Origin of the sequence: Achromobacter sp. Root565 (genome assembly GCF_001427425.1) — a bacterium.
Classification (GTDB): Bacteria; Pseudomonadota; Gammaproteobacteria; order Burkholderiales; family Burkholderiaceae_B; genus Achromobacter; species Achromobacter spanius_D.
Map to the genome: position 1 here is coordinate 1,863,686 of NZ_LMGO01000001.1, position 15,024 is coordinate 1,878,709.

Sequence of the window (15,024 nt, forward strand, 5' to 3'; positions counted from 1 at the left end):
TGGCGCGGGCGAGATATTGCAGGTTGTGACGTGCGCGCGCCGGCAGCAGCGGAATTGCGCAGAGGCGGCGCCCGGCGTCAGTCCACCGTCGCCCCGGACAGCTTGACCAGCTTGGCCCACTTGTCGATTTCCTGGTCCAGGAAAGCCTTGAACTGCGCCGGCGATTGGCTCGTGGGCGCGGAACCCTGATCCAGCAGCACCTTGCGGAAGGCTGGGTCTTGCGTCACCGACTTCAAGGCCTGAGCGAGCTTATCCACGACGGCGGGCGGCGTGCCGGCAGGCACGAACACACCGTTCCACAGCGACACATCGAACCCGGGCAGCGATTCGCCCACGGCCGGCACATCGGGCAGACGCGGCGAACGCTCCGGGGTGGTCACGCCCAATGCGCGCAGCTTGCCGCTTTCCAGGTAAGACAGCACTTCCACCAGCGGCGAAAACACGGCCTGCACCTGGCCGCCCATCAGATCCACGTTCGCCGGCGCCCCGCCCTTGTACGCCACATGGACCATGTCGCCCTTGGCCATCGCGTTGAATAGCGCGCCGGACAGATGCGAGGCCGACCCGTTGCCCGCGGAACCGTAGTTCACCGGGGCGTCCTTCTTCTGTACGAGCGCGATGAACTCCGTGAGCGACTTGGCCGGCACGTTGTTGTTCACAGTCAGGACATTCGGAATCGACGCGATCTGCGAGACGGGAATCAGGTCACGGCGCAGGTCGAAACCCATGTTCTTGTACAGCGACACATTGGTGGCGATCGTGCTGGTGGCCAGCAGCAGTGTGTAGCCGTCAGGCGTTGCGCGCGCCGCCACGCTCGATCCCAGGTTGCTCCCCGCCCCCGCCCGGTTCTCCACGACCACCTGTTGCTTGAGTTGCCGGGACAGATTCTCGGCGAGGAGCCGCGCGGTCGCATCCGTGCTGCCGCCGGCCGCAAAGGGAACGATCATCGTGATGGCCTTGCGGGTGGGCCAGTCGGCGCCCGCGTCGGGCTGAGCGGCGTGCGCGGCCGGGGCGCCCGCGCCAAGACAAGCGCCCAAGGCAAGGGCGATGATTGCGCGTGAAGTCATGGTTGTCTCCTTGATTGATACGTGCGCGGCCTATCCGGGCGTCGCGTCGTACGCGCAACTACCCGAAGGCCGGTGAAGGGAGCGGCTGGCGCCGCGAGCGAACTGCTATTGCGGTGTAACGACAACGGTGCCTGCGTCGGCATCCACGTCCAGCCAGTCGCCCGTGGCGATGGCCTTGGTCGGGTCTTCGTCCAGCCCGGCCACGACGGGGATGGCGCCGATGATCGCGCCGATCGTCGTGATCGGTTCCGGCGTCACCTGCACGAACGCCAGCGGCGCCGTGCCGCGCGAGACCATGTCGTAGATCTTGTAAGAGCCGCCGGTCGATCCCTTGCCGGTCAGAAAGACCAGCACCTTGCCGGCGATGTTCACGCCTTCCAGCTCGTGTCCGGGTTCGGTGACGATACCCGTCATGTTGTCGACGCCGCCGTTGAAGCTGATCGCCTCTCCCGTCACCACGGCCTGTCCGCTGGTCTTGCCCTTGACGATCTTGCGCCCCGTCAGGACGCGTTTGGCTTGGATCATGGCGCTTACCTCCAGACGCCGCTGACGGCGGCCTGCATGACGCGATTGAGATTGCCGTAATGCGTGGGCAGGCCGAACTGGCCGGGCGCGTAGAACGCCATCTTGGCGGAGTTGGTGGTCAGCGTGCGATAGCCCTTGGCTGGCGCGATCACGCGGCTGCGGGCCAGGAACGGGCACGTTTCGCGCACGACCGTCCCGCCGGCGTCCTTGATCGTCTGGATGTATCCCATGCGATCGGCCATGGCGTACATGGCGCCGGCCGTGGTGACCCACAGCGCGACGTCCGGATGCACCCGTTTGCCCTCCAGCGCCTCGGCCACCTCGCGGATCTCCTGCACCGACGCATTCGGACAGCCCACGAGGATCCAGTCCACGTGATCCGATTGCTCCTTGTTCAGCGCAGCCTCGGCCTTTTTCTTCTCGGCGTCGTCAAACACCAGCACCTTTTCGGGCTCGTCGCCACCGAATGCAGCCTCAAGCGTGGGCGCTTCGGGCGTGACGCCGACAGCATGGAACATGCTCACCGCGCCCGAAGCCGCCAGCGCGGCGCTCAGCGCTTTCAACTGCTCCAGCGTGGGATCGGAGGGAATGCCCGTGAACACCGGCGTGTCCTGCCCGGCGATGCGGCCGGCAAAGTAGCCCAGCGTGCCGTAGTCGGTCATGTCGTCGAGCGAGGTCTCGACCTTGACCAGCAGTTTTCCGTAGCGGTTCTCCGTCAGGTGAAACCCGTACTCCGGCGTGCGTCCCGTCAGCGCGGTGGCCAAGCCGCTGGGGCCTCCTTCGCGATTGGTGCGGGCGCCGCACACCGAGTTGGCGTACACCACCGCAGACGACTCGCCCCACGCCATGTGCTCGCCGAATCGCGGACTGTTGCCCACCAGGTAGGGAATACAGGTATTGCAGGTGTTGGCGCCCATGCCGGCATAGGCGTCCGTCAGGCGGGTTTGCAGCGCGCTGTCCGACTCCGGAATGCCGATCTCGCGCCACTGCACCGGATCGACCGCCGTCGGGTTCGTGGTCACCCGGGTGACCAACGTGCCGCCCTGCCGCTTGATGTCTTCGACAAAGCGCGTGCCGGCCTCTTCCGCGACGAGGACCGACGAACCGGCCATGTGGACATTGCTGACCTGCAGCAGGCGTTTGGCGCCAAAACTCTCACCCAGGGCCACCAGGATTTCCATGGCCTTTTGCACGGCAGGCCCCTTGCCGCCCGCCAGCATGACCGACTCTTCTTCCGTGAGAAACATATGCACGCCTCCAATGCGTTCGAATCCTCAGGCACAAATTCTGATCGCGGCGTTAAATCAAAAAAAGCGATAAATTGGAATCCGATCAGATTCCTCAATTAGATGTTTTCCGGCCACAAAGGAGGCGCCGTTGATCACGTTCAAGCAGCTCGAAGCCGTGTATTGGGTCGTTCAGCTCGGCGGGTTTGCACCGGCGGCCAACCGGCTGCACACCACGCAGTCCGCGGTATCCAAGCGCGTGCAGGAACTGGAGGCGCTCTTCGACACGCCGCTTTTCGACCGCACGTTGCGCACGGCCCGGCTGACGGAGAAAGGCGAAGAGATGTTCCTGCTGGCCAAACGGCTGCTGGAACAGCGCGATGCAGCCATCGAGCAGTTCCAACGGCCGGACGTCATGGAGCGCCATGTGCGCATCGGCATCACGGAACTGACGGCCATGACCTGGTTGCCAAGACTGGTAAGCGCCATCCAGGCGCGCTACCCCCGGGTCATCATCGAGCCCCATGTCGATACCAGCGCCATCCTGCGCGACAAGCTGCTGGCCGACGAGGTGGACCTGATGATCGTGCCGGACGTGTTCGACGACCAGCGCCTCGTCTCGCGGCGGGTCGGTCAGGTCGTCAATTCGTGGATGTGCAAGCCGGGGCTGGCGCCTCGGCGGCGGCTCAAGGTGGATGATCTCGTCAAGCACCGGCTGCTGACGCAGGACGAACGCTCCGGCACCGGCCAGCTCTACAACCGCTGGTTTCGCTCGGTGGGGGTGCAGCCCGAGCAGACCGTGCTGAGCAACAGTCTGGTGGCGTTGATCGGTCTGGCGATCTCAGGCATGGGCATCAGCTACCTGCCCAAGACCTTTCTGGCGCCCATGGTTGAGTCGGGCGCGCTCGAGATCCTGACGGTGACGCCCGCCTTGCCGCCTGCGGCCTATGCGGCGGTCTTTCGCGGCGACCGCCCCAGCAGCCTGATTTCCGCCATCGCGGCGCTGGCACAGGAACAGTGCGATTTCGGCAAGATCTTCCAATCGGATGCGCAAGCGACGCGCGTGGCTGGTACGTAGCAGGCGGCAGGGTCGGGAAACAGCGCAAGCGAGGCGCGGCCCGTGGCCGCCCATGCCGGCTCAACGCAGCACGAACGGATTGCTGGCGGTCGCCCCGCTGTTGAGCCAGACGCTCTTGACCTGCAGAAACTCCTTGACGGCGTCCATGCCGTTCTCGCGCCCCAACCCCGAATCCTTGTAGCCGCCAAAGGGCGCCATGAAGCTGACCGCACGGTAGGTATTCACCCATACCGTACCGGCCTTCAACCGCTCCGACATCCGGATCGCACGGGCGATGTCCTGCGTCCACACGGCGGCGGCCAGACCGAAACGGACGTCATTGGCGATCCGCAGCGCCTCGGCTTCGTCCTTGAAGCGGATGATGGACAGCACCGGTCCGAACACTTCTTCCTGGGCGATGCGCATGTCGTTGCGCACGTCGCCGAAGATGGTCGGTTCCACGAACCACCCCTTGCCGCATTCCGGCCGTTGCGCGGCCTTGCCGCCCAGCAGCAGGGTTGCCCCCTCGTCCCGCGCGATGCCTATGTAATCCAGCACCTTCTGGTATTGGGGCGGCGTCGTGACCGGCCCGACCTGCGTGGCCGGATCCATCGGATCCCCCATGCGAGCGGCGCCCGCCAGCGCCAGCAGCTTTTCGACAAAGCGATCGTAGATGCTGTCCTGAAGCAACAGGCGCGAGCCGGCAATGCAGGTCTGCCCGCTTGCCGCGAAGATGCCCGAAATTGCGCCGAACACGGCCTGTTCCAGGTCCGCGTCCTCGAACACGATGTTGGGCGACTTGCCGCCCAATTCCAGCGAGGTGTGTTTGAGCAGCCGCGCGGCCTGCTCGTTGATCAGGCGGCCGGTCTGGTCCGACCCGGTAAAGGTGACCTTCTGCACAAGCGGATGCTGGACCAGCGCGGCCCCCACCTCGTGCCCGTAGCCCGTCACCACGTTCATCACGCCGGGTGGAAAGCCAGCCTCGTCGAACAGTTCCGCGAACTCCAGCGTCGATGCGGAGGTGAACTCCGACGGTTTCACGACCACCGTGCAGCCCGCCGCCAGCGCCGGCGCGATCTTCCAGCCCAGCAGCAGCAAGGGCGAATTCCACGGCGTGATCGCCGCCACCACACCCAGCGGTTCAAGTCGCGTGTAGGTGAAATACCCTTTCTTGTCCAAGGGCAGCGTCGACCCGTGGATCTTGTCTGCCAGCCCGCCGTAATAGCGGAACCATTGCGGCAGGTACGTCAGCTGTCCCAGCATCTCGGCGAACAGCTTGCCGTTGTCCCGGACTTCCGTCTCCGCGAGCTTGCGCGCATCGCGTTCGATGAGATCGGCCAGCCGATACAGCAACCTGCCGCGCTCGGTGGCGGTCAGTTCTGCCCACGGCCCCTCCGAAAAAGCGAAATGGGCGGCCTGCACCGCCACATCGACGTCTTCCGCGGCCCCGCGCGCAACCCGCGCCCAGGCCTCGCCGGTGTAGGGGTTCTGCGTCTCGAACCATTCGCCCGAGATGGCAGGGGCCGGCGCACCCGCAATCCGCATTGAGTAAGTCTTCATCACAGCCTCCTGGACTGAATGCAGCGTGGCAGCGCAAGGGGCTGCCTCTGCTCAGAACGTCGAAAATCCCAGGGCGGCCCGGAATCGGTTCTTGACGTACACACCGTCGCGCGGCGGCAGCGCGCGCGGCGGTTCGTCCGGATTGATGAACACCTGGGCAAAGGCGACGCCACGCCGCGCCATCACGCGCTCGGCGACCTCGCCCGCCCTGTCCGTTTCCCTGACGGCAAACGCGTCCTTGATGCCGAACCCCTGCGCCACGGCCACCAGGTCCGTTCCCAGGCTGGTATGGCTGCGCTGCATGCCGGTCTCGCCGAAATGGCCGTTGTCCAGCACGACGATGGTCAGGTTTTTGGGCTGCTTGGCGCCGACGGTTCCCAGCGTGCCCACACCCATCAACTGTTCGCCGTCACCCGTGATGACAAGGACCGGCCGCTCCGGCTGCGCAAGGGCCAGGCCCAGGCCCAACGCCACGGCGCCGCCCATGGCGCCCCATAGATAGAAATTCTGGTCCCGGTCGCCCGCGGCGAAAACGTCATAGGACGGCGAGCCCAGGCCCGACACGATCAGCGCGTCGGGCGAAGCCGCGATCAGTTGCGACACGAAGGCGCGGCGGTCCACGGCGCCCGAAGCATTCAAGGTGGTCGACATCAGTTGCGCTCCCACTTCTTACGTCCAATCAAAGTTTGCGACAGCAGGACGGCAACCTGCTCGCCGGCCAGAAATGCGGAGTCGGCAGCGGCACTGACGATCTCTCCGACCTCGCCGGGGTTCGACGCCCGCAGCACGGTGATGCCCATCAGTTCGAGCGCCTGCTGGGTGGTCTTGCCCATTGGCCCCTGCCACGGATTGAATTCCGCGTACTCGCCCCGCATCGTCACCAGCGTGAGAAAGGGAAAATTGCAGCTGCGCAGCAGCGAGAACATGTTCACGCAATTGCCCACGCCGCTGCTTTGCATCAGCAAGGCGGCGCGCTGGCCGCCCAGCCACGCGCCGCTGACGACGGCGACGCCCTCTTCTTCGGTGGTCAGGACCACATCGGTGATGTCGGGATCAAGTTGCGCTTGCCGGATGGCATAAGAATGGCCGGCGTCCGGCACGTAGGCGATCTGGCGGATGCCGCCGGCTTTGAGCGCGTCGAACGCGGCTTGCTGCCAGGCAGGCGCCTCGGTGGTGGGTGTAGTCATGGTCGATTTCCCGGTGGCTGAGTGCTGCGAGGCATCTTATATCGCTATAGAATCGCCAACTAAATAGAATTTCTTGATGGAATTCATCACCCTTGCGCATACCCCGGGAGCCCGCAGATGGACTTGAAGCAACTGAAGGCGTTCGTGACCGTGGCCGAGACGGGCAGCGTGACCAGCGCGGCTCGCCTGCTGAACATCGTGCAGCCGGCGGTCTCACGGCAATTGAAGCTGCTGGAGGACGATATCGGCACGCCGCTCTTCACGCGCGGCCGCCTCGGGATGGAACTGACCGACGCCGGCAAGACGCTCGAGGATTACGCCCGCCGAGCCCTGAACGAACTGGACCGCGCCCGCGCCGAGATCCGGCCGTCCAGCGGCACGGTGGGCGGCATCGTCACGGTGGGCCTGCTGCCCAGCACCGCCGACATGCTGTCCAGCGCGCTGCTGTCCGCCGTGGCGGCCCACTATCCCGGCATCCGGTTGCGGCTGACGGCGGGGTATGCCGGGCATCTGCAATCCTGGCTCGAAACCGGGGACGTGGACATCGCGCTGCTGTATGAGTCCAAGCCGAATCCCGCGCTGAAGTTCCGCACCATGCTGGAAGAAAGCCTGTGGTTCGTGGGCCCGCCGGACAGCGGGCTCGACACCCGCACGCCGGTCCGCATGGCCGACATCATCGGCCGGCCGCTCGTGCTGCCGGGCGCGCCGCATGGCCTGCGCTCGCTCGTCGAGCAGGCCGCGCGCACGCAAGAGACCGAGCTGCACATCGTGGCCGAGACCAATGCGATGAGCGTGCAGAAGCGCCTGGTGCTGGACGGCCACGGCTACACCATCCTTCCCTCGATCGCCGTGGCCGACGACGTGGATCGCGCGATCCTGGCCGCTGCCCCGGTTGTGGATCCGCTGCTGGTGCGGCGCATCGTGCTGGCGCAACCCGCGACTCGCCCGATCGCCAACTCCGTGCATTGCGTCATGAACGAATTGATCCAATGCGCCCGCGATGCGGTCCGCAATGCACGCTGGCCGTCAGCCCGCTGGTTGGCCAAGTAGTCCGCGCACCGGCCGCGCCATCTCCCGCCGTGATGAATTCCATCACGAAATTCTATTTATTCGCCATTTTCATAACGGATTAAGCTGGGACAACTGACAGCGCTATCTGGCCGACATGTCCCACCTGATTGATACCGAATTCCCCGCCAGCGCAAGGACGGAAACACGGCTCATCGCCGGTCCGGCCGGTCCGCTGGAATTGCTGATTGACCGCCCCGCCACGCCGCGCGTTGGGGTGGCCATCATTACGCATCCGCAACCGCTGTTGGGCGGCACGCCGCGCCACAAGATTCCGCACAGACTGGCGCACGGCGTGCGGGATGCAGGATGGCTTGCGATACGGCCCAGCTTTCGGGGGGTGGGCGCCAGCACCGGCGTGTACGACCACGGCTTGGGCGAATCCGAAGACATTCTTGCCGTCGTGCATGCCGTGCGTGCCGAGTCCCCCGATACGCCACTGGCGCTCATTGGCTTTTCCTTCGGCGCTTACGCCCTGGCTCACGCGATTCGCGCGCTGACGGACCAGGACGCCGCGCCAGCCGCCGCCATCCTGGCCGGGCTGCCGGTTGGCGCCGTCGAGGGCGACCGGGTTTACGACACGCCGCCTTTGCCCGCCAGCGTGGTGCTGATCCATGGCGAATCGGACACGCAGGCGCCCCTGCCGCCCCTGCTGGCATGGGCCCGCCCCACTTCCCACCCCATCATCGTCATCCCCGGCGCGGATCACTTTTTCAGCCATTCGCAGGACCTGTTGCTGTCCCTCGTCCTCGCGCATCTTCCCAAGGAGGCCGCCAAGGCTCGTACAGATTGATCGCGGCGCCTTTTCACACCTCCCCAACACGCCATTGAGCAAGAGGGAGGGATCAACAAGGAGACAAACATGCGCTTTCCCATCAAGCGTTGGGCGTGCGGCGCCCTGGCATCCGCGTTCAGCGCGGCCGTCATGGCGGCCGCGCCGTATCCGGACAAGCCGATACGCCTTATCGTGCCGTGGCCCGCGGGCGGCTCGGCGGACACCATCGGTCGATCGCTGGGCGATGCCTTGGGCAAGCGCCTGAATGCGACGGTCGTGGTCGAAAACGTGGCGGGCGCTTCCGGCACCATCGCAACCACCCAGTTCGTCCGGTCCGCGCCGGACGGCTACACCCTGCAGCTGGCCAGCAGTTCGGCCAACGTCTCGGCGCCCAATCTGTATGCCAAGGTGCATTTCGACCCGATCAAGGACTTCACGCCGATCGGTGAAGTCGCGCTGGTGCCCAGCGTGCTCATCGTCCCCGAAAACTCGCCGTTCAAACGTCCGGCCGACATCGTGGCGGCAGCGCGCAAGCAACCCGGCAAACTGACCTATGGGTCCGGCGGCACTGGCAACTCGGGGCATCTGTCCGGCGAACTCTTTCGCGCGATCAACAAGATCGAAGTCACGCATGTGCCGTACAAGGGCAACAACCCTGCCTTGACCGACCTGATGGGAGGACGGCTGGACTACATGTTCGACAACGGCGCGATCGGGCACATCCAAAGCCAGCGCGTACGCGCGTTGGCGGTTGCCTCAGACGCCCGGCTCAAGGCCATTCCCGACGTGCCGACGTTCGAGGAACTGGGCATGGCGGGCATGCAACTGACCACGTGGTTCGGCCTGGCGGCGCCGGCCGGCACACCCGCGCCCGTCGTTGACAAACTGAGCCACGCGCTGAATGGCGTCATGTCCGACCCCGCCTATTCGCAACGGCTCATCGCCATGGGGGCTGAATTGCGGCAAAGCACGCCAGCGGCGTTCACGGCTTTCTGGGCAGAGGAACTGGACCGCTACCGCCAGCTCATCCAATCCGCAGGCATCCAGGTCAATTGACGCGCACGGGCGCACGACAGCCATTCAAGGAGACAGGCATGAAGGCAAATGCATTTCAGCGGATTCTCGTGGCCGGGGCGCTGGCCCTGGCGGCCAGCGTGGCGCATGCCGCGTGGCCCGACGATCGTCCGATCGAACTGGTGGTGGGATTCGCGCCTGGCGGCGGGACGGACGTCATGGCGCGGCTGGTGGCCCAGCATATGGAAAAGCGCCTGGGCGGCAAGGCCCGGATCATCGTCATCAACAAGCCGGGCGCGGGCGGAGAAATCGCGGTGCGCTACGTTGCCGCCGCCAGGCCGGACGGTTACACGCTGGGCATGATCAACGCGCCCGGCTTCGTGTACCTGCCCGTCAGCAAGGGCGCGAAGTACAAGCCCGAAGACATCCGGCTCATCGCCCGGCTGGTCGACGACCCGCTGCTCTTCATCAAGCGACGCGGATCCAGCGCGCCGGATGACCTGCCGGCGCTCGTGGCAAAGCTGAAGCAGTCGCCCGAATCCCTGTCGTTCGGCCACAGCGGCGACGGCACGACCGGACATCTGGCTCTGATGGACATGGAGCGCAGCCAGAACGTGCGCGGCACCAGCGTGCCGTTCAAGGGCGGCGGCGACATCCGTCTGGGGATTCTGGGCGATCACATCGACTACGGCTTGATCACCGTGAGCGAGGTGCCGGAACTGGCCGACCCGAAAGGCCCCTTCGAGGCTATCGCCATCGCCAGCGACAAGCGCCACAACGCCATCCCCACCGCGGCGGAATCCGGGGTGACGCTGCGCTATTCGTCCGAGCGCGGCATGGGCGGCCCGGCGACCTTGCCGGACGCCATCCGCGACAAGCTGGAACAGGCGCTTCAGGACACGCTCAAAGACCCTGCCTTCCTGGCCGCATCCGGGCGCGACGCAGCCGTGCTGGCCTTTCAGCCGGGCGAGGAATGGAGGGCCAGCCTGGCCCGGCAGACACGCGCATTCCAGCAGGAGGCCGCCGCGAAAAAGTAGGCGTCTGATGCCAGGCCGCGCTTGCCGCGCTGCCTGGCATCACTCTTCCGGACGCCGCTTTCGATACGTCTTTTCAAGCCATTGCACGGCCACCTCGACCAGCGGGTGAAAGCGCGCGGCATTCCACGCCAGCGCGGCAGTGACCACCATGACCTTTTCCTTCAATGGCCGGATGACGACGTTGGCGGGCGCCAGCTTCTTCATCGACGCCGGCACCAGCGCCACGCCCTGGCCGCATCCCACATAGGCGACCTGCGAGGCCACCGACCGCACCTCGTGCAGCACGCGGGGCGTGAAGCCGTGAGAGCGGCAGATCGCGGTGAGCATGTCGAAATACACGGGGCTGACCTGCCGGGACGACATCACAAGCTGCTCCGCCGCCAACGACTGAAGGCGCACGCGGGGCAGCGCCGCCAGCTTATGGTCCTTGGGCAACGCCACCGCCAGCCGGTCCTCGGTCAACGACAGCGTCGAGATGTCGTCGCCGACATCGCCGTCGATGCGCACGAATGCCATGTCCAGTTCCCCCGACAGCAGCGCCGGCACTGCTTCGACACTGTCGATTTCCCGCACGAAGACCGTCAGGCTCGGGTGCGCCCGCTTCAGCTCATTGAGCAGCGGCGGAACGGTGTCCAGCATTGCCGAGGTGATCGCGCCCACATGCAGCACGCCCGACTGGCCCGTCGCGACCTCGCGTACGACGCGCTCCAGGTGTTCGACCTGACCGGCGAACTGGCGCACCGCGGGCAGGATCGCCGCGCCCGCCGCCGAAAGCTGAGTGCCCCGGCGCGAGCGTTCGAAAAGCTGGAGTTTCAGCGACTGTTCCAGCACCTTGATCTGCTCGGTCAGCGGGGGTTGCGACATGCCCAGGCGCGCCGCCGCCCGTCCGAAATGCCGTTCCTCGGCCACCGCCAGAAACATCCAGAGCTGCCGTATCAGCCTGAAGTCGATTGTGCTCATGCCATGCCCTCGTTGCCGGTCGCGCGATGCCGCGCTGATCCTGAAACCGTATCACAGAGATACTTGAAAACGATTTTATCTATCAAGACCCGGTTCTGATAATGAAGCCTTCACTCAGGAGGTTTCCCCATGTCCCAAGCATCCACGCTCGACCGCCTTGCCTCGCTGGATACCAATACCGTCTCGGACGCCCTGGATTTTCTGGGACTGCCCGGCGCCACCTACGGCCTGCGGCCGCTGTGGGACTGTCCGAAGATCGTGGGCCGCGCCAGCACCATCCAACTGGGTCCCAAAACGGACGCCAAGCCGGCCGTGCATCTGATCTCGCCCGTCATCGACGCCGTGCAGACCGGCGACCGCGTGCTGGTGATCGCCGGCGGCGCCGAGGGCATTTCCTGCTGGGGCGACATCCTGGCCAATGCGGCGCGCGCCAAGCACGTGCGCGGTTCGGTCATCGACGGTCTGAGCCGCGACATTGAAGGCAGCGAATCGATCGGCTATCCCGTCTATGGACGCGGCGTGACCATGATCAGCGCTCGCAACCGGGTGATCCAGATCGACGCCGGCAAGCCCGTGCAGATGGCCGGCGTCACGGTGCATGAAGACGATTACGTCATCGCGGACCGCTGCGGCGCGGTGTTCGTGCCCGCGGCCCGCATCGAAGCGGTACTGGACCTGGGCGAGCGTATCGCGAAGCGGCAGGATGGGATGGTCGCCGCCGTGCGCGCGGGCCGCTCGGTCGCCGAGGTCATGCACGACAAGGAATTCGACGCCATCCACGCGAACTGATCCGACGCACCCTCACTGCCCACTCACCAAAGGAACGACGATGACGAACCCCAAGAAAGCTGCAGCAATCGACCAGGAGCTGGTCGCCCTTTTTGAAGGACTGGATACGCCGGGCGTGTCGGACGCCATGGACAAACTGGGTCTGCACGGCCAGGCGCTCGGCATCATGCCGCTGGACGACTATGCCCGCCCGGTTGTCGGCCCCGCCTTCACGGTCAAGTACGTTCCCGCCGCGACGCCCGCTGGCACCGTCGGCGATTTCATCGATGACGTGGCCGAAGGCGACATCGTGGTGATCGACAACGATGGCCGAACCGACTGCACGGTGTGGGGCGACATCATGACGCAATACGCCGGCCTGCGCGGCCTCGCCGGCACCGTGATTGACGGCGTGTGCCGCGACGTGGGCAAGGCGCTGAGCGACGGCTATCCGGTCTTCAGCGCCGGCCGCTTCATGCGCACCGGCAAGGACCGGGTCGAGGTGGAGTCGGTGAACACCACCGTTGCGGTAGGCACCGTACGCGTGGCCGCGCGCGACATCGTGGTGGCCGACGCCAACGGCGTGGTGATCGTGCCGCGCGAGCGCGCCCGTGAAGTGGCCGAGACCGCGCGCAAGATCGAATCCGTGGAAGCCGCGATCCGCGAGCGGATCAATCAGGGCGCGACCATCCGCGAAGCCCGCGCCGCACTGGGCTATCACCTGCTGCAACGCAAGTCTTAATTGTTTTTTTAGTGTACTTAATCAGGGCGAAACTTAGGGTAAACGCCCCCTTTCACTGCCGAAATTACCGATCTATAAAGACACATTGTTTTTTTAATGTGTTTTTAAGATGAAAATTGCACTGATTGGATGTGGCGAAGTCGGACATTGCTATGCCCGCGCCTGGACGGCCGCCGGACATCGCATCGTGGGCATCTGCGACCTGCGTTCGGACGCCGACATGGCGGACCGCGCAACGGCCGCAGGGGCAGTCTTGCATGCCGAACCGGGCGCCTGGCTCGCGGAAGCGGACGTCGTTGTCTCCGCCGTCTACGGCTATAACGCGGCCGACGTTGCCACCCAGACGCTTCCCTACATGCGCGCCGACGCGGTTTACGCGGACTTCACCACCGCCAGCGCCCCCGACATGCAGAAAGCGGCGGCTGCCGCTGCCGCACGCGCCATTCCCTTCATGGACGTGGCCATCATGGGCGCCATCGCCCTGCTGGCGGAAAAAACCCCGCTGCTGTGCGCCGGCGACGGCGCGGCGGTGGTGACCGAGCTGGGCGAAAGCGCCGGCGCGCCGGTCCGCATCATCGAAGGCAAGCCGGGCGACGCCGTGCGCCTGAAGCTCTTGCGCAGCGTGATGACCAAGGGCATGGAAAGCCTGGCCGTCGAATGCCTGGTGGCGGCCGAGCGCATGGGTCTGCGCGAGTCGCTTTACGAAGTGCTGGCCGACATCGACCGCACGCCGCTGACGGCATTCATGGACTCGTTCGTGCGCTCGCACGTGCTGCATGCGCCGCGCCGGCTGGCCGAGGTCCGCGAAGCGCGCGACCAGATCCATGAAGCTGGCCTGGAGCCGCTGGTCCTTGATGGCGTCGAACAGCTCTTTGCCCGGTCCACCCGCGGCATCGAGGCCGCGCGCACCAAGGGCGAAGCCCCGGCGCCCGACACGGTCGAGGCGCGCCTTGCCTGGCTGACCACGCTGGCCCGCCAATCCTGACATCCCCACCGCGCCACAGAGCGCGGACTGAATCTGCATAACACTTTGCGAGGAAGACAATGAAACTGTTCAAGCAACTGCTGGCCGCCACGCTCGTGCTGGGCTGCGCCACTGCCCACGCCGCCGACCTGGGCAAGGCGCCGATCACGCTGATTTCGCCGTTCCCGCCCGGCGGCGGCACCGACACGCTGACGCGGATGATCGGCAGCGCCATCAGCCAGGACGCCGGCTGGAACATCGTGGTGGAAAACAAGCCCGGCGCTGGCGGCAACCTCGCGCTGGACGCCACGGCGCGCGCCCAACCCGACGGCCACACGCTGGTCATGGCGCAAACCGACAACGTCGTGCTGAACCCCTGGCTCTACAGCAAGCTCAGCTACGACACCTTCAAGGACTTCAAGCCGGTCGGCCCCGTGGCGTCTTCGCCCAGCGTCTTCGTCGTGGTGCCCGATTCGCCGTTCAAGACCATCGGAGACGTCGTCAAGGCCGCGCAGGCGCGTCCTAACCAGGTTTCGCTCGGCATTCCCGGCATCGGCGGCACGGGCGATCTGACCGGCTACTTGTGGCGCAAGGCGGCAAACATGGAACTGATGCATGTGCCGTACCGCGGCTGGAGCCAGGCCTTCCCCGATCTGGCCAGCGGCCGCATCGACATTTATGTTGGCTCCGTCGCGTCGCTGCTTCCGCAGATCCGCGGCGGCAAGGTGCGCGCGCTGGGCGTCGTCGCGAGCGAGCGTTCGCCCGCCCTGCCCGACGTGCCGACCTTTCCGGAAAGCGGTTTTCCGACCATCAACCAGTCGATCTGGTGGGGCCTGATGGCGCCGGGCAAGACGCCGGACGACGTGGTCGCCGCGCTGAACAGCGCGCTGCAGAAGGTGCAGTCGAATCCCGAATTGATCAAGAAGCTTGAAGACGCCGGCTACAGCGTCCTCAAGGGCTCGCCCGACGATCTGGCACGCCGCCATCGCGCGGACCACGACGCCTTCGGCAAGGTCGTGCAGGAAGCCGGCATCCCCAAGCAGTGAGCCCGACTCAACCCTATACAGCTATCAG

16 protein-coding genes are annotated in these 15,024 nt (G+C 65.7%); 9 read left to right on the top strand and 7 right to left on the bottom strand.

Annotated elements, in window-relative coordinates; translation table 11 throughout:
- Positions 1-77: 77 nt before the first annotated feature.
- The 3 genes from ASD71_RS08325 to ASD71_RS08335 all read right to left on the bottom strand — a co-directional run bounded on the left by ASD71_RS08325 (position 78) and on the right by ASD71_RS08335 (position 2,839).
- Positions 78-1,067: a tripartite tricarboxylate transporter substrate binding protein gene (locus tag ASD71_RS08325; protein WP_056561902.1), complete on the bottom strand. Its 990-nt coding sequence runs from the start codon at positions 1,065-1,067 to the stop codon at positions 78-80.
- 105 nt (positions 1,068-1,172) lie between these two features.
- Positions 1,173-1,592, bottom strand: coding sequence for an aconitase X swivel domain-containing protein (locus tag ASD71_RS08330; protein WP_056561912.1), 420 nt, complete (start codon positions 1,590-1,592; stop codon positions 1,173-1,175).
- 5 nt (positions 1,593-1,597) lie between these two features.
- A complete protein-coding gene (locus tag ASD71_RS08335) occupies positions 1,598-2,839 on the bottom strand; it encodes an aconitase X catalytic domain-containing protein (protein ID WP_056561920.1) in 1,242 nt (413 codons plus the stop codon).
- Between the two features lie 130 nt (positions 2,840-2,969).
- On the opposite strand from ASD71_RS08335, the gene ASD71_RS08340 reads away from it, so the two are divergent.
- Positions 2,970-3,896, top strand: coding sequence for a LysR family transcriptional regulator (locus ASD71_RS08340; protein ID WP_369818948.1), 927 nt, complete (start codon positions 2,970-2,972; stop codon positions 3,894-3,896).
- 60 nt (positions 3,897-3,956) lie between these two features.
- On the opposite strand, the gene ASD71_RS08345 is transcribed toward ASD71_RS08340, so the two are convergent.
- Genes ASD71_RS08345 through ASD71_RS08355 form a run of 3 tightly spaced genes read right to left on the bottom strand, consistent with a single transcriptional unit; the run spans position 3,957 to position 6,622 of the window.
- Entirely contained in the window at positions 3,957-5,435 is a 1,479-nt protein-coding gene (locus ASD71_RS08345; RefSeq protein WP_056561921.1) for an aldehyde dehydrogenase, read from the bottom strand.
- Positions 5,436-5,486: 51 nt separating this feature from the next.
- Positions 5,487-6,086, bottom strand: coding sequence for a thiamine pyrophosphate-dependent enzyme (locus ASD71_RS08350; protein WP_056561924.1), 600 nt, complete (start codon positions 6,084-6,086; stop codon positions 5,487-5,489).
- Positions 6,086-6,622, bottom strand: coding sequence for a phosphonopyruvate decarboxylase (locus ASD71_RS08355; RefSeq protein WP_056561928.1), 537 nt, complete (start codon positions 6,620-6,622; stop codon positions 6,086-6,088). Before ASD71_RS08355 ends, ASD71_RS08350 begins: the two co-directional genes overlap by 1 nt.
- A gap of 117 nt (positions 6,623-6,739) precedes the next feature.
- Here ASD71_RS08355 and ASD71_RS08360 point away from each other — a divergent pair, with 117 nt between their 5' ends.
- The 4 genes from ASD71_RS08360 (at position 6,740) to ASD71_RS08375 (ending at position 10,516) form a co-directional block, all read left to right on the top strand.
- Positions 6,740-7,672, top strand: a complete 933-nt coding sequence (locus tag ASD71_RS08360; protein ID WP_056561931.1) for a LysR substrate-binding domain-containing protein — start codon at positions 6,740-6,742, stop codon at positions 7,670-7,672.
- A 115-nt stretch (positions 7,673-7,787) separates the two neighbouring features.
- Entirely contained in the window at positions 7,788-8,483 is a 696-nt protein-coding gene (locus ASD71_RS08365) for an alpha/beta hydrolase (RefSeq protein WP_056561933.1), read from the top strand.
- Positions 8,484-8,552: 69 nt separating this feature from the next.
- A complete protein-coding gene (locus ASD71_RS08370) occupies positions 8,553-9,521 on the top strand; it encodes a tripartite tricarboxylate transporter substrate binding protein (protein ID WP_056561934.1) in 969 nt (322 codons plus the stop codon).
- Between the two features lie 38 nt (positions 9,522-9,559).
- Positions 9,560-10,516, top strand: coding sequence for a tripartite tricarboxylate transporter substrate binding protein (locus tag ASD71_RS08375; RefSeq protein WP_056561936.1), 957 nt, complete (start codon positions 9,560-9,562; stop codon positions 10,514-10,516).
- Between the two features lie 39 nt (positions 10,517-10,555).
- Here ASD71_RS08375 and ASD71_RS08380 read toward each other — a convergent pair whose 3' ends face one another.
- Entirely contained in the window at positions 10,556-11,476 is a 921-nt protein-coding gene (locus tag ASD71_RS08380) for a LysR substrate-binding domain-containing protein (protein ID WP_056561938.1), read from the bottom strand.
- A gap of 129 nt (positions 11,477-11,605) precedes the next feature.
- On the opposite strand from ASD71_RS08380, the gene ASD71_RS08385 reads away from it, so the two are divergent.
- The 4 genes from ASD71_RS08385 (at position 11,606) to ASD71_RS08400 (ending at position 14,996) form a co-directional block, all read left to right on the top strand.
- Complete coding sequence (locus ASD71_RS08385; RefSeq protein ID WP_056561941.1) at positions 11,606-12,265, top strand: RraA family protein; 660 nt, start codon at positions 11,606-11,608, stop codon at positions 12,263-12,265.
- Between the two features lie 40 nt (positions 12,266-12,305).
- A complete protein-coding gene (locus ASD71_RS08390) occupies positions 12,306-12,986 on the top strand; it encodes an RraA family protein (RefSeq protein ID WP_056561942.1) in 681 nt (226 codons plus the stop codon).
- Between the two features lie 109 nt (positions 12,987-13,095).
- Complete coding sequence (locus ASD71_RS08395) at positions 13,096-13,971, top strand: NAD(P)-binding domain-containing protein (RefSeq protein WP_056561946.1); 876 nt, start codon at positions 13,096-13,098, stop codon at positions 13,969-13,971.
- Between the two features lie 59 nt (positions 13,972-14,030).
- Entirely contained in the window at positions 14,031-14,996 is a 966-nt protein-coding gene (locus ASD71_RS08400) for a tripartite tricarboxylate transporter substrate binding protein (RefSeq protein ID WP_056561949.1), read from the top strand.
- Positions 14,997-15,024 lie beyond the last annotated feature (28 nt).